This is a genomic window from Ruegeria sp. CH8, assembly GCF_056536985.1.
In genome coordinates this window covers 220,544-242,010 of the sequence record NZ_JBQFQR010000007.1, presented here as the reverse complement: position 1 = coordinate 242,010, position 21,467 = coordinate 220,544, and the positions used below count along the sequence as shown (strand labels likewise).

General features: G+C 53.1%; 16 protein-coding genes. 6 read left to right on the top strand and 10 right to left on the bottom strand.

Annotated features, from left to right (window positions below):
• Window positions 1-563: 563 nt before the first annotated feature.
• Window positions 564-1,844, bottom strand: a complete 1,281-nt coding sequence (locus tag ACR0ER_RS10630; protein WP_170352231.1) for a tetratricopeptide repeat protein — start codon at window positions 1,842-1,844, stop codon at window positions 564-566.
• A 266-nt stretch (window positions 1,845-2,110) separates the two neighbouring features.
• Here ACR0ER_RS10630 and ACR0ER_RS10625 point away from each other — a divergent pair, with 266 nt between their 5' ends.
• The 3 genes from ACR0ER_RS10625 (at window position 2,111) to ACR0ER_RS10615 (ending at window position 4,461) form a co-directional block, all read left to right on the top strand.
• The gene (locus ACR0ER_RS10625; protein ID WP_170788788.1) at window positions 2,111-3,031 is read left to right on the top strand and encodes a sulfurtransferase; all 921 of its coding nucleotides are present in this window, start codon (window positions 2,111-2,113) and stop codon (window positions 3,029-3,031) included.
• A 62-nt stretch (window positions 3,032-3,093) separates the two neighbouring features.
• The gene (locus ACR0ER_RS10620; RefSeq protein WP_170788787.1) at window positions 3,094-3,885 is read left to right on the top strand and encodes a class I SAM-dependent methyltransferase; all 792 of its coding nucleotides are present in this window, start codon (window positions 3,094-3,096) and stop codon (window positions 3,883-3,885) included.
• Between the two features lie 90 nt (window positions 3,886-3,975).
• Window positions 3,976-4,461 (top strand): MaoC family dehydratase, encoded by a 486-nt coding sequence (locus ACR0ER_RS10615; RefSeq protein WP_480768889.1) that lies wholly within the window; start codon window positions 3,976-3,978, stop codon window positions 4,459-4,461.
• 163 nt (window positions 4,462-4,624) lie between these two features.
• Here the strand turns inward: ACR0ER_RS10615 and ACR0ER_RS10610 are convergent, their stop codons facing one another.
• The 9 genes from ACR0ER_RS10610 to ACR0ER_RS10570 form a co-directional block, all read right to left on the bottom strand.
• Window positions 4,625-5,476: a LysR family transcriptional regulator gene (locus ACR0ER_RS10610; protein ID WP_170788786.1), complete on the bottom strand. Its 852-nt coding sequence runs from the start codon at window positions 5,474-5,476 to the stop codon at window positions 4,625-4,627.
• Window positions 5,477-5,957: 481 nt separating this feature from the next.
• The gene (locus ACR0ER_RS10605; protein WP_480768888.1) at window positions 5,958-6,737 is read right to left on the bottom strand and encodes a methyltransferase domain-containing protein; all 780 of its coding nucleotides are present in this window, start codon (window positions 6,735-6,737) and stop codon (window positions 5,958-5,960) included.
• Between the two features lie 222 nt (window positions 6,738-6,959).
• Window positions 6,960-7,532 carry a carboxymuconolactone decarboxylase family protein gene (locus ACR0ER_RS10600; RefSeq protein WP_170724859.1) on the bottom strand — a complete coding sequence of 191 codons (573 nt, stop codon included), beginning with the start codon at window positions 7,530-7,532 and terminating at the stop codon, window positions 6,960-6,962.
• A 263-nt stretch (window positions 7,533-7,795) separates the two neighbouring features.
• Window positions 7,796-8,197, bottom strand: coding sequence for a hypothetical protein (locus ACR0ER_RS10595; protein ID WP_170724860.1), 402 nt, complete (start codon window positions 8,195-8,197; stop codon window positions 7,796-7,798).
• A complete protein-coding gene (locus tag ACR0ER_RS10590) occupies window positions 8,194-10,284 on the bottom strand; it encodes a hypothetical protein (RefSeq protein WP_480768887.1) in 2,091 nt (696 codons plus the stop codon). Before ACR0ER_RS10590 ends, ACR0ER_RS10595 begins: the two co-directional genes overlap by 4 nt.
• Complete coding sequence (locus ACR0ER_RS10585; RefSeq protein ID WP_480768886.1) at window positions 10,281-11,858, bottom strand: hypothetical protein; 1,578 nt, start codon at window positions 11,856-11,858, stop codon at window positions 10,281-10,283. Before ACR0ER_RS10585 ends, ACR0ER_RS10590 begins: the two co-directional genes overlap by 4 nt.
• The gene (locus tag ACR0ER_RS10580) at window positions 11,855-13,306 is read right to left on the bottom strand and encodes a site-specific integrase (RefSeq protein WP_170788782.1); all 1,452 of its coding nucleotides are present in this window, start codon (window positions 13,304-13,306) and stop codon (window positions 11,855-11,857) included. Before ACR0ER_RS10580 ends, ACR0ER_RS10585 begins: the two co-directional genes overlap by 4 nt.
• 929 nt (window positions 13,307-14,235) lie before the next feature.
• Window positions 14,236-14,916 (bottom strand): ferritin-like domain-containing protein, encoded by a 681-nt coding sequence (locus tag ACR0ER_RS10575; protein ID WP_480768896.1) that lies wholly within the window; start codon window positions 14,914-14,916, stop codon window positions 14,236-14,238.
• Between the two features lie 85 nt (window positions 14,917-15,001).
• Entirely contained in the window at window positions 15,002-15,463 is a 462-nt protein-coding gene (locus tag ACR0ER_RS10570; RefSeq protein WP_480768885.1) for a peroxiredoxin, read from the bottom strand.
• A gap of 68 nt (window positions 15,464-15,531) precedes the next feature.
• Here ACR0ER_RS10570 and ACR0ER_RS10565 point away from each other — a divergent pair, with 68 nt between their 5' ends.
• The 3 genes from ACR0ER_RS10565 to ACR0ER_RS10555 all read left to right on the top strand — a co-directional run bounded on the left by ACR0ER_RS10565 (window position 15,532) and on the right by ACR0ER_RS10555 (window position 21,394).
• The gene (locus tag ACR0ER_RS10565) at window positions 15,532-18,915 is read left to right on the top strand and encodes a YhdP family protein (RefSeq protein ID WP_480768884.1); all 3,384 of its coding nucleotides are present in this window, start codon (window positions 15,532-15,534) and stop codon (window positions 18,913-18,915) included.
• 31 nt (window positions 18,916-18,946) lie between these two features.
• Entirely contained in the window at window positions 18,947-19,993 is a 1,047-nt protein-coding gene (queA, locus tag ACR0ER_RS10560; protein ID WP_480768883.1) for a tRNA preQ1(34) S-adenosylmethionine ribosyltransferase-isomerase QueA, read from the top strand.
• Window positions 19,994-20,107: 114 nt separating this feature from the next.
• Window positions 20,108-21,394: an MFS transporter gene (locus ACR0ER_RS10555; RefSeq protein ID WP_480768882.1), complete on the top strand. Its 1,287-nt coding sequence runs from the start codon at window positions 20,108-20,110 to the stop codon at window positions 21,392-21,394.
• Window positions 21,395-21,467 lie beyond the last annotated feature (73 nt).

Sequence of the window (21,467 nt, the reverse complement as noted above, 5' to 3'; positions counted from 1 at the left end):
TGCCCCAGTGCGCCATTGCGCAATTTGGATCCGCAGCCACGGCATTCTGAAAGCAAACAATCGCTTCTTCGTGGTTGTACGCGTAAGTCCAAGCCAAACCACGATCAAACCAAAGCTGGGCTTCGTCCGACGAGGTTGTGATCTTTCGGCTGTAGCTACCGAGATCATAGTATTCCATCACAATAACCCCCAAATTAAAGGTAGGAGATTACCACAATGGGTTGTTTCTCGATACTAGCGACATCAAAGCCGATCCAAGGCATAGACCCGTCTTATTTGAGTTCCATTAGATCGAAGCACTCTTCTGGGCGACTGATCAGCTTGTTGGCCGCGTGAGTGACGCGCCGTCCAATCCCTCCACAGTAGCCCACCGACAAGACCACAAACACCGCTCGCACAATCCTAAGACGGGCTTTTGAGAAAGCTGATGTTAGCAGTCAGATTGGTCTTTTCCGCCAACTATCACTTTTGGGGCTTGGTAACGTCGTGCGACAGCCTCCGTTCTAAGTGGCGTTGAAAACGTGTAATTTGCGCTCATTGCGGGCGTCAAAAATGCGGGCACCCTATCCTTCTAGCGTGGCAACTGCATGGTCGTGAGAGGTATGCGGTCGATGCATGTTGAGAATGCGTCGAGCTTCATTCGATTGTCCTGAAATTGCCAGAGCATGGGCCAATGAAAACTCAATAATGTCGCGTTGCGCCCGGCTACCACCAAGGCGTTCGTGCTCAGACATGACCCTGACGAATTTCTCAATCGCTTCATCCGCATTTCCATCCGCCAACGCACGGAATGCGCCTGCGACCGAAGCAACGGTGGGGCCCGCGGGTCCCTTTGCGCCGTCAATGGTTGTTTCCAGACGCTCTCTGTTTCCAGCCATCGCATGCGCAAGAGCAGCGTGAACATCCGCAAAAGCCAAGCCAGGTGAAGGAAAGAACTGAACAGCATAGTCGCTGAGTTGTTGCCAACGCTCCTGAGGAATTTGCTCGCCAGTCAAAAAGGCGCGGTGAACAATTGCCACACTATCAGTCAGAACGTTCAGTGGTGGCGCAGGAGGTCGGTCGGGGGAAACATAATCATCGAACAGCTTCCACATACCTGCCACATCGCCGCTCTCAAGCGCCCACAGAGCGACGTGCCAGCTGAGATGGCAGTGCAGATACGCTGTGAAGGGATAGTCTTGCCAGAATTCGCGCAGATAAGCGTAGCCAGCGTCCGTCTCCCCGTTCTCATAGTAGAGATGGGCCCTGACATGTGCACTGTGTGCGCTGTCTGGCTTCAACTCAAGCGCGCGCTCGATGTTTTCCGCGGCCGGGCCGATCTGTCCGGCCTCCATCTGGGCAAATGCATGCTGGCAGAGAAACCACCAGTCGTCGCCATAGTGTGGCTTCAACAGGGTTGTGTACGCAAGCTGCTCCGCCTCGCGTCCAGCCTGACCTGAAAACCCTATTAAGCCAAATACGCTGGTACATGTCTGAGCAAGCAAAATATCTCGCGGATGGTCTGTGACGTGATCTCGGATGCGCCTGTAGGCCTGCGGTGCACGCCCCTCAATGAGATCGCTGATAATGTCGATCTGGGCGGCTTCGCGCGGGCTGACGCCATGCGACAGTTCCTTTGCGACGGCTATTTCACGCTTTGCATCTTGTGCACGCCCGACAGTAACAAGGTAGCGCGCAAGCCCAACATGGGGCATGGCAAAGCTATCATCTGCCTGCATTGCAGAACGGTAAGCTTCTTCAACATCATCAAAAGCACCCAGAAATCGGTCGATGCCTTCAACGTAGGCGTCTCGCGCAGTTTGTGATGTGGTCGTTAGCGGGCTTCCGTACCGATCTTCAAGCATCCAAACCTTCCACTATCTGTACCAAACCTGTCCGTCAGTGAGCTATATGAGCATGCCTACCCATAAACGAGTCAAAGGAAATCGACGTTCCGAGGCGCCATGATTTCAGCATCCGTTTCTTTCAGAAGTCTCATTAAATCATCAACATGCCGTTTAAACCATATTTGCTATATCAAATCCCGATTTTCCAAAATTGGACTCCGAAAGCAATTTTGGGGATTATTCCATACGGCTCGACCCGCGTCCGGTTAGAGGAGAACTTAGGTATGACAACCCAAACTCGCCCGCTCATTGATACGGCTTGGTTGGCAGATAACCTGACTAACCCGAAACTACGCATCATTGATGTGCGCTGGAAGTTTAGGGAGGAAAACGGCAAGGGCGTGGCCTATGACGATAGGAGCGAGTTCCAAGCCGAGCACATTCCTGGCGCCGTGTATGTTGGCATGTCGACAGAGCTTGCAGACAGCACTCAGAACACTCCCGACATGATGCTCGGGCCAGAGGATTTTGGGAAAAGGATGCGCGAGTTGGGTGTTTCCAACGACAGTCATGTCTTGGTCTACGATGACTCCGGGCTTCCGTTGGCGTCTGCGCGTCTTTGGTGGGCACTTTCGCACTATGGCCATAAAAACGTGCAGGTCTTGGACGGCGGCTTGCAGCAATGGAAACTCGAAGGTCGACCCACTGAAACTGGCGATCCAACCGTTGAGCATGGTGACTTTGAACCAACAGTGCAGAGCAATTGGATTGCCTGCAAAGCTGATGTCTTGGATGCGATGGGTAAGCCCGAGGTCAGAATTGTGGACTTTCTACCAAACGACCTCTTCCGAGGCGACGGAGTTCACACATGGGGAGGTCGCTCGGGACATATCCCCAGTGCGGTCAACATACCGGCGATATCGAACATCGATCCGGACTTGGCACACACACCCATATCCGAACGTGCAGCTAAACTAAAGGAACGTGGGTCATTCAAGTTGGCGGATCATTCCAAGCTCCTCAAGCACTATCAGGACAAGGGAATTCAAACTGACGATGAGGTCATCGCCTATTGCGGCCGTGGCATAGCTGCTTCTTGTGGGCTCCTTGCGCTGCGCCAAATGGGGTTTGAAAAGTCCCGCCTGTATGATGGTTCATGGGCTGAGTGGAGCGCCGATGAGAGCCTGCCGGTTGAAACATCGTGAGACTACGATTTCGGGTCACTGAGGGTGGTCCGTTTTTGACGCGTTGCTAGGAGGATTTTTTGATGACGGACAATTTTCGGCTGACCAAAGAAGCTGCGCAGAAGTACAACAACCATAGTGTGCCTGCGATGTTCGGCCCATTGGCTGAAGCAACCATGGAGAAGGTTCAGCTTCGAAGCGGGACTTGTGTCATCGACATTGCATGCGGCACCGGGGCTTTGACGCGAGAGATTGCAAGGAAACTGACGGGCGAAGGGCGGGTGGTTGGCGTAGATCTGAACGAAACCATGATTGAGGTCGCGCAGTCCAATCAGCCAGATTGTCGTCATGTGCTCGAGTGGTATGCAGCAGATGTAACCGAGTTACCTTTCGAAAATGCTACGTTTGACTATGCCTTCATACAACAGGGGCTTCAGTTCTTCCCCGACAAATCCGCCGCTTTGCAGGAAGTTCATAGGATCTTACGCAATGACGGTCAGCTATTTTTGACATGTTGGCGCGCAGTGTCGCCCTTCAATGGAGCGCTTGCAAAAGCTCTCGAACGGCATGTTGGAACAGATGCCGCAGTAAAAGCCAGAGCGCCTTTTTCGTTTCGAGATGGGGACCTTATTTCGAACTTGTTGGTCGATGCAGGCTTCAAGATAGCTCGTCACGAGCCATTGGTACTTGAGCGAAGATTTATTGATCTTCGCGCGCAAATCATGGCGCTGCCAATCGAAACCGATCTTAGGGATGCAGGTGCTGACGTCACCAACAAGGTCGTGGAAGAGGTTGCAGACGCCTTGTCTAGATATGACAAAGAAGGCGTATTGCACGTACCGCAAGAAGCGCACCTATTTGTCGCCGCGGCATAGGTCAACGACCACTGACTTAGTTCTCCATTACGATCTTTGCCATGGTCGAAAGACAATGCGGCATTAGTGGCGGCCGAGCCTGGCTCCGCGTTGACGGTTGAGTCTGCATCAAACTATACTTTTGCCATGGCTAGTGGAAAATACATCGACGATTTGTCGGTTGGCGAAACCTTCGAAACCGGAGGCGTTACGCTGACCGAGGGAGCGATTATTGACTTCGCACTGGTTCATGACCCGCAGCCCTTCCACGTTAACAAAGTGGCTGCCGCAGAGTCGATTTTCGGCGGTCTCATAGCCAGTGGATTTCAGACAATAGCGCTTACTTTCAGGTTGTTCCGCGACACTGGTGTACTTACCGGCACCAATCTGGGTGGACATGGTATGGACGAGGTGCGGTGGCTGGCTCCTGTGTATTCCGGTGACACGATCAGCGTGCGCGTCACGGTTGAGGCAATTACACCATCACGTTCGAAGCCCGACCGGGGAACGGTCAAATTCCGATACCAGACATTTAACCAGAACGATGTTGAAGTTCTTAATCTGATCATGCACCACGTGATGGCATATCGGAGTTAAGGCAGTTTGCAGCGACTTGGGCGCGCCGATCAATTTGACCTCCCATTGTCTTCTCCAAGAGTATCCTGGGGCTCGTCGCATAAGGCTTCTATTCGCAATTGCGGTCTTGGCGCACATGCAAACTAGCTTGTTCGCGTGTTCTCAATCCTTTTTGCCTAAATAACTACTTGTAGATTGCCGCATAGCGAGGTGCGAAGAACTTAACGAAGGCTCTAACCTCTGGCCGACGATAGGCTTCCGGCGAAATGAGCATTAGGTGCGGCACCGCAAGTTCAGGGATTTCGTCGAAACATCGGATAAAAGACATGTCTGTTTCAACCAGCTTGACATTGCTGATCCCAAGACCTTGCCCTGACCTGATCGCCGCATGCATTAGCTCCAGTTCAGTGAAAGACATGACGATCTGGTCCGGCTCCACGTGATTGGTCAACCATTCGTGGAATACATTTGGTACATCGTCCCGCTGAAAGGTAACAAACTGATGCCCGGCCAGATCATTAGTTGACCCCGGTAAGCCAAATTTGTCCGCGTAATTTCTGCTGCCGAACAAAGACCAGCGGGCCGTGCTGATCTTCCGGCAGATCAGGTCAGGATCGGGATCGGTTCTTGCAAGGCGCAAAGCAATGTCGGCCTCGCCCGCCATCAGGTCCAGCGCCCGAACGCTGGACAAAAACTCGAATGCGACATCCTGATTGTCGGCCGAAAACTCGTTTACGATTTCAATCATGCGTGCAGAGAAGTTTGCTGAGTAAGCGGTGATACGGATGGGTTGTGTCGACGTCATTTCTTTCGCGCAATCGGCAAATTCAAGGACTGAAGTCTCGATTGCTTCGGCGAGGGGAACGAGGCGAAGGGCTTCTGGGGTCGGTTTGAACCCGTGCGTACCGCGCTCAAAAAGCGTCAAGCCTGTTTCTCTTTCGAGAACATCAATGCGTCGTGCAACCGTCGGTTGGGAGACCTTTAGCTTTCTGGAGGCCGCAAGCGTCGACCCTTCTCTGAAGACAGAGAGGAACACACGAATATCCGACCAATTTCGGAACCCGCTCTTCATTTTTGTAGAACAGCACAATTTTGTGCCGGATACCAGAAAAACGAGTGAACAGTTACCGTTGTTGCGACAGCGCAAGTAACTCGGAAAGGACCACGAGATGGCTTCTCATACAATGTCACCCAGCATCTGGACCGTATTTGGTGGACTATTCAGTTGGACCGAAAGAGCCTTTCCCGAAACCCGGAAGCCGAGGCCTACAGCCAACGATCTTCACGCGGAACGCGACTATATTAATGACGTGATCTGGAGTAATCCCGATGCGTTTTCGAGTGAGCTTGACGTACAGAACATGATGAATCTGTATCCAGGCAGGTTCTGACGACAATTAAGTATGGACAAAAGACTCGCAGCACCTGTTGGGGCGACTGTGACACCAATGGGGGTCTCTTGAATAGCGACTTTCATGAAGCCCGCGAGAGAACCTAGGCCGATTTACTTCGCTCAATCACCCCTTTTTGCGCACCACGACGATAAATTGGGTCATCGAAAAGAAGAAGCGTCCAGTCCTTGCAAGGCTGAGCTGCTCATCAAACCACGATTGCGCAACTGCGGGATCAACATGGTCATTTGCGACAGCGTATTGCTTCATGAGGTGCATCATCATGATTGCGAGGCCATCAGGCTTCAACTGGTGATCTGTCATTGTGAACGACAAGACATCTTCCACATGGTTGCCGCGAGCCTTTATCAGCGCGGGCAGTCTTTCTGGGACGGAACCACTCACAAAATGCTGGTTCCAGGACGTCAGCATCTTTTGCATTCTGCTAGGCTCATCGCTGAACCAAATCAAGCTGCCAAAGTGCAGATCGCTGATTACAAGCCGCCCGCCGGGTTTGACGCACCGCAGTGTGTCAGCCAACGCACCGTCTACGTCTTCGATGTACTCAAAGACCTGTACCGAGACGGCCTTGTCAACACTCTCATCCTCAATGGGCAAGCTATTCGCGGCACCAGCACGAAACTCCACGTTTGCATAGTCACGGCATCGTTCTCTTGCGGCTGCTGTCATATCCTCGCTTGGATCGATCCCGATGACATAGCCATCCGAGCCAACTGCGCGGGCCAACTCCGCTGTTAACATCCCGTTGCCACAACCGATGTCCAAAATAGTTTCACCGAGAGCAGGGCGCAGCGCATCAAATGACGCTTGTCGTCGCCGCGTCAATTCAGCTCCCTGATAGGCGGTTTCTAGTAATCTCGTTGTTTCAGCGTCAAACTTAAGCAACTCTCCACCCTTACAAAGCCCACAGGTCTCCAAACCTTATCAGAAAATGGGTTATCTACGAAAAGCAGGATGGATCGTTGAGTCTTGAGCATGGATCCACCAACATCAAATGAATGCGCCGACTTGATCCGACGAATGATATAACCTCGAGAGCGAAGGACGCATCTGCCGTTTTATCGGACCAGCTTTTTGTCGTCGTTCGAACGTAAGAACAACATCAATTCAGGGGATGTCGAGGCCGTTCTCTCGTCCAAAATCGGTATAGAAAGTGTCGCTGCGGTATCGATCCAAAGTGGCTTCGTCTGCTTGTCTTGGGTCGTTGCCAGGGCTTTGAACACCGGTTCCTTCTATGAAACGGTTCACGAGATTAAAGACACCACAGACCTGGATAGCATCGAACAACGCACTCTCCGACCAGCCTGCCGCATAGACCGCTTTGGCGTCTGCTTCCGTCATTCGGGATGGAGAGACAGTAAGCTTTTCGATGTATGCCAGCAACGGTTTGAGACGATCCTCGACGGGAGCCGTATCGCGGTTTTCCATCAGTGCCTCGATTGTCTCGACTTCAATACCGTAGGCTTTGGCGAAAACGATGTGCGCCCCATGGCAATACGCACAAGCATTCAAGCCAGAGACATAAGCTGCGATTAGTTCACGTTCAGCAACCGAGAGATCGCTCTCGCCCCTCATCACAAGACTTTCGTACGCGCACAGCGGAGAAAGCTTGTCTGGAAAGGCTTGATAGACACTTCCAAGTGTCGCGTTCTCCGGCAGAGATGGAAACAGGCGTTTCATTTAATTCTCTTTCAATCTTGCTATGGATTACGTTTTCTCAAAGTGAGGAACCAACGTTGTTTACGCAACCTTAAAGCAATTTCGGGTTCCGCTCAGAGATTCTGTTGGGATATTGCGAACGGTAAGTTTGCCAGACGACACCCCCAACTTGTTGCTGCTTGGTTAAAGGCAATTTCATTTGAGCCGTTCTCGTAAATTTGCAAAGTCAGCATTCTGCGCATTGCAGTCTTTGGGGCATCGCGCAGCATCGGCCATGCTGCGACTCATTTTCTGCGTCCCTCTGGGTAGGTATTCCCAAGTCTAGAGACGTTAAGCGGTTGCTTCATCAAGCGAGGATCAACCCCTTGTGCCACCGCGTTTGACAAGATCACGTCTAATTTCTCTTCGAGTCGAGCGATCTTTTTCTGCTGTTCTTCCATTATTGCAGCGGCGTTTTTTGGTGCCTTTCGGGTCTTCTTACCTTTATCTGTCTCTTTTTTGCGCGAGAAGGCTGCCGCTTTGTCTAGGTAGGCCGCATGGATGAGAGGGTGTTTGAACAACTGCTTAAGTGAGATATTGACAACTTTGGATTCAACTTTGACATGTATTTTGGATTGGGTGATTTCGCCCCTCATTTGACTAATCAGGACCAAAATTTTATCCACTTTTTCGGCCGTAAGCTTCACGTCAAATTCCTCGTGGTTCGAGAGGTTTCAAGCTCTGCCAGCTTTTTGTCGATGATCCGTTCAGCGTGGCTGAACTCGATCAATGGGCCGAGGTCGGTATTGCGGATCAGAGTCCCTTCGTTTGCCGGATCCATAACGGCCTCAGCGAGAGCCTGGCTACGAGCGTGACTATGTTCGATAGCTTCTATGGTTTTTTCATTGACCCGCATTCCTTTAGCCTGGCGAGCACGCAGGGTCTCAAGAGATTTCTGATCTCTTTCCGCATCTCTAAGGAGCTGATCAGCGGCTCTTTTGGAACCGCCTAGGCATACCAGCCTAGTGCATGTTCTACAGGCACCAGCTCGGTCGCACGGCTCTTGATTGAAGCGACGATTGCAATATCCGAAAAAAGTCGAAAGAAGATGCATCTTCAGGTTTGCAGTTTCGTAGGCCGCATTTTCGACATCCGAGTCGTCCACGACCCTGATTGCCGGTAGGTTCTCATCCTTGCCACCGCGCTTTATTTGTTCGACTTGATAAAGTTTGTCTGTGTGGTCGTAATTTCGGTTTTGCATTACATTCGCACGCCCACTCCAGTAGGCTATGTGCGATTGGGGAACGTTGGCGCGTTGAGCCATTGTGTTTAGGTAATGGCGCATTTGGTGTGTAGTGATTTTGGGGTACTTACCGTTCTTTAACCGGATATCGAAACGCTCGAAAATGGAGGGAACCGCAGGTTGAGTTTGGCCACTCTTTTTAGATCTTTCTGGCCTGCCTGATAGGACGAGGTCGACCACATCACTACTTAACGCTTCTATCATGTAAGGCCGTGCTTCAGCATTGTAAGCAAATTGGTTTTTCAAACAGACGCACAGCGCCTCGGAGTATTCTACAGAAGACAATTCGCTGAGTACTGGCAAACCGTCGGGTGCTTCGGCCAAACACTTCTCTTCAACCTGAGCGAAGTCGTACACAGCTATGGGTTTTCCGTTTTCGCCGGTCCTATACTTGGCTGCTAGGATGCGCCTGGACTGAAGCCAAAAATTTCCATCGACACCAAGAAATTCTTCTAGCTCTGAACGTGTGATTTCGCCGGTGGCCCGAACATGTTGAAGATTCTCAGGTACAAAAACCCTACCATGGTTCTCCATCATCCACTTTGCTAACTTGCGCGCTTTCTCAGTATGTTCACAAATCCTTTCGAGTGCCAACTTAGCAACCGGAACCATTTCTTTCGGAACAAACTTTATCATAGGCTTGCCGCCTTTTACTGGCCACCACCTGAGGCCAGCCTTGAAACGACAATCTTCGTTGAAGGGCACATCTGGGTTGACGTAACCTTCGCCCGGGTTATCCAAAGCCTGAACCTTGGCTGGTAGAATGAAGACTTCCTCTTTTCGAGAGGGGGCACACATCAAAAGTGCGACAATGCCCATAGCGACTTGATCTCGCGGCGTTTTTGCCCGGTGAAAGGCTTCTCCCAAGCATGACACTTCCTCCTCGGTCAAGTTTTTTCGGAGAAAGTCCTCATTCACTCTGCTCCGAAAGCGTTTGTCCTGGAGTTCTGGATGCCACCAGCTCTTTAAGTCATGCGCGATGCCCGCGTCCTCCAACACTCTCGCAATAGATCGCATGGTCTCCGCAGCCTTACGCTTATGCGATTTACTCGCTATCTCGACGACTTTGTTCAGGTCTGACTTTGCTATAAGGTCTAGGCGGCCGGGAAGTCCTCGGCTTTCGAGAACGCGGTCTAAGATGCGGCAGAACTTCACTTTGTGGCCAAAGACATTGGATTTTCTAAATTTTCCTGTTTTTGTGGCGTTTTCATTGAGTTGAAAGGCGAAGTATGCCTTTGCAAAGTCACCAAATGGCAAGTTCATTGCGAACTCGGGATCATTCGCGCGGGACCGCAATCGATCCGCATGATGGAAACCAATCGTTTCTCCTTTGGAATTCCTTGTCCGTTTTACAAAAGCAGTGATGTCCCAAGTGGCACTGTCCCAAACGACATGTCCCTCGACACGGGGGTCAAGGATCGACAGTTTCTTGGCCTTTGCGATGTATTCTTCAACTGAAATCTGTTGTTTCGACTTGAAATGAAAAGTCATGCGGTGCTCTCCCTTTCTTTGCGCGCCTGATGCTGCGATTTTTTAGCAGCGAAGATCGCAGCAATGTGCCGATTAAGTTCTCGAGAATATTCGTCATCGCCATGCATTTTAGCTTCTGCCTTTCTGCCAGCTAGAAGGCGCAGTAACGGGTCAAGCTCGGATTCAATTGAGAGATTGAAATGGCGGCAGAGAAAGCATGCATATGGCGCCGCGAGGCTATCCAACGCGCTGCAACCTCCAGAAGCGCATGTACCCAGATCAGGAGCGCCGTCAGCTTCGGTCGCTGTGATAACCGAACCGACCTCGAAGTCATCAGGGTTATCTTCGATCACTTGGCCCAAGAACCTACCGGCGACGTGCACCATCTTACCGTCAAGGAGACTACTCATGAGCTGATGATGCCGCGAGGCTAGTTCGATGTAGGCTTCGCAGCTTCCAGGGCTTGTATGATGTAGCCATGCCGCGATTTCTTCCGCCGTACATCCTCGCATCGCCATAATTGTCGCGATTGTGTGCCTTTCCCTCAACTGGTTAAACACCATTGGCTCGCCCGTGCGAGGGCTTATAATGCGCAAACTGGCTAGGATAGTTTGATACCGTGCTCTAGCTCTTTCGGCTGTCATGTGGGCTTTGTACCCCACCGCAATTTGACCTCTAACCTTCGTGGACCGTCGTATGTCGTTTGCATGTCTCCTGGTCAAAAAGACATCAGTCTTTGCCCTAAATAACGGTTGATCTTCATCCCACTCAGAAGCAGCAGTTTCCCCTGTCAATTCGTCCAAATAAGCTTCTAATGCGTGCGTAAACAGCATCGGTGCAGGGCGCTTTGGGCCAAACCTTTGGGCTTGGCTCCCTTTCTGTTTCAGGATTTCAAATCTAACCGAGGTTTCCTCTCCATGGTGTTTCGGGGTCTTAACGTCCCTGAGTTTCAGGTTCGCCACCATGCTTGATCGCTGCCCATAAAGTCGAAACATCTGAACCAACACATACTGAGCATTGTTGATTTCACCCGTTTCGTACGCGACTTGCAGTTCGCGATCCACAATTGCGATTTCGCCATCCAGATATGGTCCGGATACCGGATCAAGAGTTAGAATGTGAGTTTTCTCATTACTCTGCGGAGGGATTTTATTAATAAAATCAGCCGCTTCCTTTTTTATGCCTGTGAACCCAAGATCGAGCCACGTGGCAACAAGGTTCCTCATCGAATAATCGTTTTTAGTTCCGCCGTCCAAACGATACGCCAACACATCTTCTAAACTGATATTGGCAACTGGACTGTTTGCTTGCGCTTGAATCCAGAGGCACGGCCGTTTGAAGGCTGTTAACTCTCCACTAATCGTCGATGCAAGATTGGACTCAAGCCGGTAAGCTACTACCTCCTTGAGCGCGTTTTTCATCAACGGCGACAAAACCTCAGTACACCACTCAAAATTGAATTTAGCGATGCTCCCTGTTGCACTTACCTCCCAGTAATCGGAAGTAATATCGAAAGTTTCACCATTGGCAGCTCGGCGGATATTGGTTGGGCGCAGTGCTGGAATGCCGTGAGAGCACGGTTTGTGCTTGTTCATTTCTTTTCTTTCTTCTTGGTCGCGGCTTCTTCGGCCAACTTTTCGCGGTGAACGAGCAGGCTAATGTACTCACTTGTTTCTGAGCCAATTATGTTGAGGGATTCCGTGTCTTTGGCAGCGGCTCGAGCTTCCTGTTCCGCCCAGATCGTTCGGATACTTTTAGCCGCGCCAATGTCGGACTCTCCTCCGAGATAGCGAGAGATCATGTGAGATTTTTGCGACCATCCAAAGTGATAGGTGAAGACCCTTCGAGCTTCTTCGCCGCTGGTTCCACGTTCGTTTAGATGCTTGGCCATTTCTCGAGCCTTCTTGTGTCGCATAGGGTGCGGCGTCAGTTTTCGAACTCCAGCTGCTTTGGAGGCGTCTCTGAATACATCGTCAATTGCGGTCTTGGACATGGGCTTGCCATACTCAGCGGGATCACGAGCCAAGTTGACAAACATGAAGGAATTTGAGTTTCGGCCGCTTTGAAAATCGATGTCGTCCCTCGCATCCATCCATTCATCGAGGGTCTCGATCAGCAACGGCGACGCTGTCAAACTGATTTTTCGGTCGAAGGTCTTTGCGTTTGGCTGACGTTTCCTAGGGTCTTCTGGGTCGTTGTGGCGGCGAACGACCTCGATCAAATCATCTTCGCTCTTATAATCTTCGGTCTTCATTTGACCCAACTCGCCAGCGCGCAAACCAAGTTCGGCAAACATCAATAAAATTAGGTAGTTTCGTAGTGCTCGAATTCGGTTCTTAGGCCAAACATCATACGGATTGCATATCGCTAACCATAGGTAAAAGCGGTCAGCAGCTTCCTCATGATCGTATGCCTTGATGCGGCTTTGTGGCATACCTTTGCGAACCTTTCGAAAGTAATGCGCATAACTCCCCGGCGCTGTGTGGTAGCCGCCGTCACTTAGCTTGATCGCTGGTTCCAAGAGTTGTTTGCGACGGCACAGTTTCCGTCCGGATCCTGGACTTGGCTTTTTTCGAAGCAAGCGATTGCCATATTCGCCGAGCCAATGGAGGTATTCTTCAATACCAATCTGCCGTTGGATTATTGTGCCAGCTTGAACGCTTCGCTCTTCCAGACACCTGGTAAGAAACTTTTGCTCATTCATGGGCAAAACCCACGCCAGCTTACGCAAATCCTGGATTTGAAAATTCAGGAAGTAGTTTAAGTCTGCGACTTGCTCTAAGCTCAGGCATTCTCCATCTAGCATGATGGTGTAAAGGTCGATACCTCGGTGAATTGCCCAAAGTTCGAGAATGGTGATGTGAGACAGTCGAGTGGAAATAGTATCAGGGGTGTAGTTCCGCTGACGTGTCTCGCTGACAACCCAAGCCCAAGGCCACAGAGCGATGCTGCCATCTTCACGGTAAATCGAAAACCGGGTTTCGCCAGCTCGAGTTTGAGTCTTTTTCACAGGTTGTCGGCCTATTGTTGAAATGGGCTTCAAGGGTTTCTCCGAGGCAGTGGATGGTCTCCAAACGATACTCGAATGGGGGCCAATCTTCAACTTTCTCGCGCTTGGTGGTGTCTAAAATATTTAGCAAGAACAGACGCTTATACTATTCTTGCTCCTTAATGGATAGATGAGAGGGCTGTTCTTGGTTCCAAGGATAAAATAAGAGTAGAAAGGCGATAGTGCCCTACGAATGTCTATTCTTGGCGATGAGGCCCCTAAAATTTTTTTGCCGGTCTAACGCTTTTTTAAGCATTGTCGGCGCCAGTTTTGACCAGCGCTGCGAATCACCGGAGAGCCCGCAACTGCAAGTGATCGAAGGGAACAACCTCGACAGCCAAACCAACTAGGAGGCACGGGTCCAAGCGGCCTCAGCAGGCTTACCAATCATGTCAGAAATCTTAAGGTGAACGATGACAGCTATAGCTTGACGCAGAGCAGGCAAATCAGCTCAAAGACAACTCTTGAAATGGAATTTCGATTGGTCCTGACGGACCAAGGCACCTCGGCACACGCCAGCTATTTGGAGAGCGCGCGTGCCAAGGTGCCAGTCACTCTGAAATGGCCGGGTATTACGCCTCCCAGTGGTCGGAAAACATACCGCCGTTGGCAGTCCAGAAATGAAGACACCTGAAGTAGTTGGGACCATCTGAGTCTCCGTCCGTGACTGTAAGTCAAATCTAGTCAGCAACGAGCACCTAACTAATTGGCATTGAGTGCTGTCGGTCATTTTTGTTTCCAAAACGTCAAATCTTGTAAAGCATTGTGAAAATTATATTTTTATAGGCGCTGCATATTTGAACATGGGCACATTTCGAAAGTTCCATCCGAAAAATACTTGTTCTGTAATCCCAAGTGATGGAGCAAGTCTTTTGAAGAGAGAACCTGACCTGATGAGAATATTTTAAATAATTTACAAGAATTTAGGTGCTCGAAGCTTCCTCTGGAACGAAATGGTTGGCATATAAATGGAACCATTTCGAGCCATAGGCTACATGTCCGACTTCTTCTGCGTAGATGACTTCTAGCGCGGCGATGGCCTGCTCGTCCTTGGCCTTGCGAAAGATATCGATCATGCCGGGGGTCACGTCCAGACCTCGCGCCTCCAGCACCATCGGCACCACGGCCAGCCGTCCCATCAGGTCTTCAGCAGTGTCTTCAGCAGCGCGCCACATCCCGGCATGGGCGGGCAGGGCCCCATAGTTGCTGCCCATACTCTCAAGGCAATCGCACACCATCTCGAAATGGCGCGATTCCTCCTCGGCGCATTTGACCCAATCGTCATAGAAGCCGATCGGCATCGGCACGTGACCAAAGCGGGCGATGATGTCCCAATGCAGGTCAACTGCGTTCAACTCGATATGCGCAACCGCGTGCAGCAAGGCAATCCGACCTGCTTCGGTTCCGGGTTTGCGTTTCGGTACCTCGCGCGGCGACAGCAACTCGGGCCGGTCTGGACGTGCCGGTTGCAACGGAGGCGACGCGGTGCCGATCTCAATCTCGGGCGCGTACCCGTTGCGCGCGGCGAACCACGCCGCAGCATGACGTTTGGACAGGGCGGTTTTCTCCCGCCCGTCCGCCGTGGTCAGAACTTCGGTCGCCATCTGGGTCAGCGTTTTCGACACTGGATTTCTCCGCTTGGTCAGGTAGGCGGGTCTTAGACCGGATGGCGACCGTGGTCGAGAGAGATCACAGGGTGCGGACGGCCTCCAGCACCTCATCCACGTGGCCGGGTACTTTGACCTTGCGCCAGACGCGGGCGATCTTGCCTTCGGCGTCGATGATAAAGGTCGAACGTTCGATCCCCATCGACTTGCGCCCGTACATGTTCTTTTCCACCCACACGCCGTAGTCCTCGCATACCGAGGAGCCCTCATCCGACAACAGCGGCGTGGTCAGGCTGTGCTTAGCGACAAACTTGTCGTGCTTAGCGACGCTATCGCGCGAGATGCCGAAAACTTGAGCGCCCGCATCGGCAAAGGCTTGAAGTTGTTCCGAGAAACCGATGGATTCCTTGGTGCAGCCCGGCGTATCATCACGAGGATAGAAAAAAAGAACCACGGTGCCGCCGCGCAGGGCTGACAAGGTGACCTCGCCACCTCCGTCGCGGGGCAAAGTGAAATCAGGGGCGATGTCTGAAACGTCGGGCATTGGAAACTCCGCTAAAGTTTTTTAAGGGCTGCCCGTCATCATAGGGCGGCGTAAGCGGGTTGGAAGGCGTGGATAGAAAATTGGTGCAGCACGAGGAAAAAAGTGCGACGCAGCCGGAGAAACCTCCGCGTCGTCGCCGCTCGCGTCGCCGTAAAGCTGCGCATTTCTCTGGCTGGACGGTTTTGTCGCTGGGTCTGCTTGTTTTTGCGGGCTGGTTCTTTCTGTTCGGCCAAAATCTACACGCGCCGGAATGGGTGCGCCACAAGGTAGAACAAAGACTGGAACAAAGTCTGGGCGGCCTGAAGTTCAGCTTTGGGGATGCCAGCTTTATCGTCAACGAAGAATGGCGCCCACGTCTGCAATTGACAGATGTGACAATCAGTGATGCGGCGGGACAGCAGATCGCGCGGGTTTCAGAATTGCAGACCCGACTATCCATGCGTGGTTTGCTTCGCGGACAGATTCGCCCGCGCCGTATCACTGTTCGGGATGCGCAATTCGATCTGACCCGGGGGCTGGATGGGGCATTGTCGCTGACCGTTGGGTCAGGAAGCGCCCCGGTACAGGAAGCACCTGATCTGGCGCAACTGATTGAGCAATCGGACGAGGTGTTTCTTTCACCTATCCTATCGGGGCTTCGATCGGTCGATTTGGAATCCCTCACAATTGATTTCAAAGACCTTCGCTTAGGTCGCGCCTGGGTTTTTGACGGAGGTCACATTACGGCCACCCGAACAGGCGATGAAATGCATCTGGCCACCGGGTTTTCGGTTCTGACCGGGCGCGAATATGCCAGTTCTGTTGAAGCAAACTATACCAGTGTCCTGGGTACTCCTCAGGCGAGTTTTGGCGTTGCGATCACCGATCTGCCTGCCGAAGATATCGCCAGCCAGAGTCTTGCTTTGTCATGGCTGCAGGTCCTCAAGGCACCAATCTCGGGCGCGTTGCGTGGAAGTGTCGATAGCAACTCGGCGCTGGGGCCGGTCTTCGCGACATTAAACCTTGGCGTAGGCGCGGTTCAGCCGACGCAGGAAACACGTCCGATCCCGTTCGAGTCAGCCAGAACTTACTTCACCTATACCCCTAACCGTCAGGAATTGGACTTCAACGAAGTATCGGTGGTTTCGGCTTGGGGATCTTTTCAGGGTGAGGGTAAGGCCTTTCTAGACGGTATCGAGACCGGCACTCTGGAAAGCCTGACCTCACAATTGAGCTTCAGCAGCATCAACATCAACCCGGCCAACCTTTTCCCGGAACCACTGAAACTGGCGCGTGCCGAGTTGGACATGCAAATGAAACTTGCCCCGTTCGAGCTGCGATTAGGGCAAATCATGGTTGCAGATGCCAACTACCGATTGCTGGGCTCGGGTAAACTGACGGGCGAAGAAGATGGTTGGGCGGTACAGGTGGATGCGCATCTGGACAATATGAATGCAGATCAGTTGTTGAACTATTGGCCGGACCGTCTGGCGCCGAAGCCGCGGATTTGGGTTGCCGAGAATCTGTATGAGGGCCAATTTTCTGACGTGGATTTTGCCCTGCGGCTGCAGCCAGCGCACAAACCTGACATCTATCTGGACTTCGGGTTCGAGAAAGCAAAGATCCGCTTTGCCAAGACTTTGCCGCCACTCGAGAACGCACAGGGGCAGGCCAGTCTGATTAACGATCGTTTCACGGCCACGGCGGAAAAAGGTGTTGTTGTTGCTGACAAGGGTGGAGCGGTTGATGCGACGGGCACCTCATTCATTATTCCTGACACCGGCATCAAAGGGGTGTCTCCGTCGATTACCCGTATCGCCGCCAAAGGTAGCGTTACAGCCGCAATGTCGCTGCTCGACCGACCGCCGCTTGAGTTGCTGACCAAGGCAAACCTGCCAGTCGATTTGGCCGAAGGTGAGGTGGACCTGACCGGAACGTTGGCTCTGCCGTTGAAAAAGGGTCTTAAATTCGAAGAGGCCGAGTTCCACTTTGCTGGCGAGATTGATGACGTACAAAGTGACAAGCTGGTGCCTGGGTTTTCAGTCAGTGCCGCTCGGCTTGAGTTGGTGGGCGATCAGACTGAGGTCGCTGTTTCGGGCAATGGTTTGTTTGGAGATGTTCCGCTTCGGGCTACATGGCTGCAGCCCATCGGCGGCACCGAACCACAGCGAAGCGAATTGACGGGGCAGATAGAACTGTCCCCCCGCCTTATGACCGAATTGAAAGCTGGACTGCCGAAGGGGATGCTGACAGGGCAGGGCACTGCGGATATCGCGCTGGGCATTGGTGCAGGAACGCCACCGAAACTGACGGCGTCCTCTGATTTGGCAGGCGTGACGTTGTCCATTACTGAACTGGGCTGGCGTAAGGGGCCGGGCACAACCGGTACTATGACAGTTGCGGCGACGCTGGGAGAGAACCTGCGCGTGGACGAACTCAAGCTCAACGCCGCCGGGCTGCGTACAACCGCATCAATCTCGTTTCGCGATGGAGATTTTGACCGTGTGAGTTTCAGCTCATTTGATTTGGGCAATTGGTTGGCGGTTCCGGCCGAACTGGTCAGCAGGGGCTCTGCGTTGCCGGACATTCTTGTGTTGGGTGGTGTCATGAATCTGGGGCGGGCGACCTTTGGCAGCGGCGGTAGTGGCGGTGGTTCCGGCGCTGGTCCTCGGTTGGACGTAACATTGGACCGCCTGCAAATCACCGAAACCATAGCGCTGACTGGTTTCAAAGGCGATTTTCAGACAACTGGAGGCTTCAAAGGTTCCTTCACTGCTGGCGTCAACGGAGGGGCTTTGGTGCGGGGGCAGGTCGCACCTCGGGCAAGCCGTAGTGCGGTAACACTAACCTCGGGCGACGCTGGGGCGGTCTTGCGGTCAGCCGGAATGATTACACAAGCGCGGGGTGGGTCCCTGGATTTGCAACTTGAACCGATCGCGGGGCCCGGCAACTACGATGTCGATGTGAAAATCAAAAATACTCGCATCAAGGATGCACCAGCTATGGCGGCGCTATTGAACGCCATCAGCCTCGTTGGTTTGCTGGATGAAATGGCCGGGCAGGGCATCTATTTTGCCACCATCGAAAGCCGCATGCGCATCACCCCGACTCAGGTAAAGGTTCTCAGCGGCAGTGCCGTCGGGCCGTCGATGGGCCTGTCGTTTGACGGCACCATAGACACGGTTTCCGGGATGCTGAATCTGCGGGGTGCGATCTCTCCGATCTATCTGGTCAACGCGATTGGCAGTGTTTTTACCAAAAAAGGTGAGGGCGTCATTGGGTTCAACTATACTCTCACGGGGCCGTTGCGACAGCCGAAAGTCTCGGTGAACCCGCTGTCCGGTCTGGCACCGCTGTTTCTTCGCAATTTGTTGAGAGCCCCTGCACCTACAGTGTCCGATGGACCAAACGCGCAGCCCGTGAAACCGGCAGAACCAAAACGAACTTTTGGGTCAAGTGCAGAGGACCGTTGAAACGGGATGGGGGGCGCTGTATGGCGCGGCCATGAAACTCAGCGATTTTGATTTCCACCTGCCCGAAGACCTGATTGCCACGCGGCCTGCTAACCCGCGATCCTCGGCACGTTTGCTGGTGGCCAATGGCGATGCGGTTACGGACGCGCATGTGTTCGACCTGCCCGATTGGCTGCGACCCGGTGATCGGTTGGTGCTAAACGACACGCGCGTGATCCCTGCACGTTTGAACGGGCGTCGTCACCGCGATAGCGCACATGGTCCTGTGTCTGCGGCGATCGAAGCGACCCTGCTGGACCCGCAGGCCGATGGCACATGGGCAGCGCTGATCAAGCCGCTTAAAAAGGTCAGGCTGGGCGAAGAGATACAGTTCTCTGCTGACCTGACTGCCGCGCTGGAACGGGTAGAGGACGGGCAGGCCTATTTGCGGTTCAACCTGACGGGCGATGACTTCGATGCCGCGTTGGAACAAGCGGGTGCGATGCCGCTGCCGCCTTACATCGCAGCCAAACGTCCGGCGGATGAGCAGGACAAAACCGATTACCAAACGATCTGGGCGCGCAACTCGGGTGCGGTTGCGGCGCCCACTGCCTCGCTCCATTTCGATGAGGCGTTGATGCAGGCACTTCAGGCGCGCGGTGTGACGTTCAGCCATGTGACCCTGCATGTTGGCGCGGGGACTTTCCTGCCGGTCAAGGTCGAGGATGTCACAACCCATAAGATGCATGCCGAATGGGGCAGGGTCAGCGCCACTGCTGCCGAGGAAATCCGTTCCACGAAGTCCGCTGGCGGGCGGATCATCCCGGTAGGCACCACGGCGCTGCGCCTGATCGAGAGTGCGGCGCGCTCGGGGCAGATTGAACCGTGGGAGGGTGACACCGACATTTTCATCTATCCCGGCTTCCAATTCTACGTCACCGACGCACTGATGACCAATTTTCACCTGCCAAAATCTACATTGTTGATGCTGGTTTCGGCTTTGATGGGGCAAGATCGCATGCGTAACGTGTATGCCCATGCAATTGAACAGAAGTACCGCTTCTTCTCATACGGAGACGCGTCGCTTTTGATCCCGTAAGGGGCGCTATGTCGGGATCGCGCCTTCGCAATGTCGTAGACAAGCGCGTTCAGAGCAGTTTTTCATATCAGAACGAATCCTTAAGTCCGGTCGGCAAATAATACGGAGACCCCAATGCTTCAGGTCCTTTCCAGCGCATGGGCGCTTCTTCTTGGTATGGGGCTTCTGATGGTCGGCAACGGCCTGCAGGGTACGATCTTGGGTGTCCGGGGCGAGATTGAGGGGTTCTCCACGCTTGAGATGTCCTTGGTCATGTCGGCCTATTTCATGGGATTTCTGGGCGGGTCTCGCCTTGCGCCCGAGATGATCCGACGGGTCGGACATGTGCGGGTGTTTGCGGCGCTGGCCTCTTTTATCTCGGCGGTCATGATCCTTTACCCGCTGATGACCAATCCGATTATCTGGGTTCTGGGCCGCTTCGTCATCGGGTTCTGCTTCTCCGGCGTGTATGTCACCGCCGAAAGTTGGTTGAACAATGCCGCCAGCAACGAAAACCGCGGTCAGGCGCTGTCGCTGTATATGATCTTTCAGATGACCGGTATCATCAGTGCCCAAGGGTTGGTGGTGCTGGGCGACCCGGCCGGGTTTGACACCTTTGTAATCGCGTCCATTCTGGTCTCGGTCTCCTTTGCCCCAATTCTTTTGTCGATTTCGCCAACTCCGGCGTTTGACACAACCAAGCCGATGACCCTGCGCGAATTGTACAAAAGTTCTCCACTGGGCTGCGTTGGCATGTTCCTTCTGGGCGGAGTGTTCTCGGCTCAGTTCGGCATGGCATCGGTTTACGGAGCCCGGGCGGGGTTGTCTCTGGTCGAGATTTCGACCTTTGTCGCGGCCTTCTATATCGGCGCCTTGGTCCTTCAATATCCGTTGGGCTGGATGTCGGACCGCATGGATCGCCGTTTCCTGATCATGCTGGTTGCGGGGGTAGGGGCCTGCGCTGCTGTGGTGGGAATGCTGTTCGGGTTGACGTTCCCGATCCTGCTGGGGGCGGCGTTTGTGATCGGCGGCATGTCGAACCCGCTTTATTCGCTGCTGATAGCCCACGCGAACGACTTTCTCGACCACGAAGACATGGCCGCTGCATCTGGTGGTCTGTTGTTCATCAACGGTCTCGGAGCCATTGCCGGGCCGCTGATCACCGGTTGGCTCATGGGGGACGCCGTCTTTGGTCCTCCGGGCTTTTTCCTGTTCATTGCCGCGTTGCTCGCCATCATGGCGACCTACGCGCTTTATCGCACGACACAGCGTGCCGCGATCCCTGTTGATGAGACCGGAACCATGTCGCCGTTCTATCCGACGGCCTCGCCTGTCGCGCTTGAGGTTGCCCAAGAAGTGGCCATCGAGGCCGCCGAAGCCGAGCAGGAAACGCAAGATATTGCCCAAGACACAAGATTATGACGCAAGTGTTGCAATTTTTTACTGTTACAAATCTGTAAAACGGTCTTAAATGAACTTACGTCCCTGGGGAGGG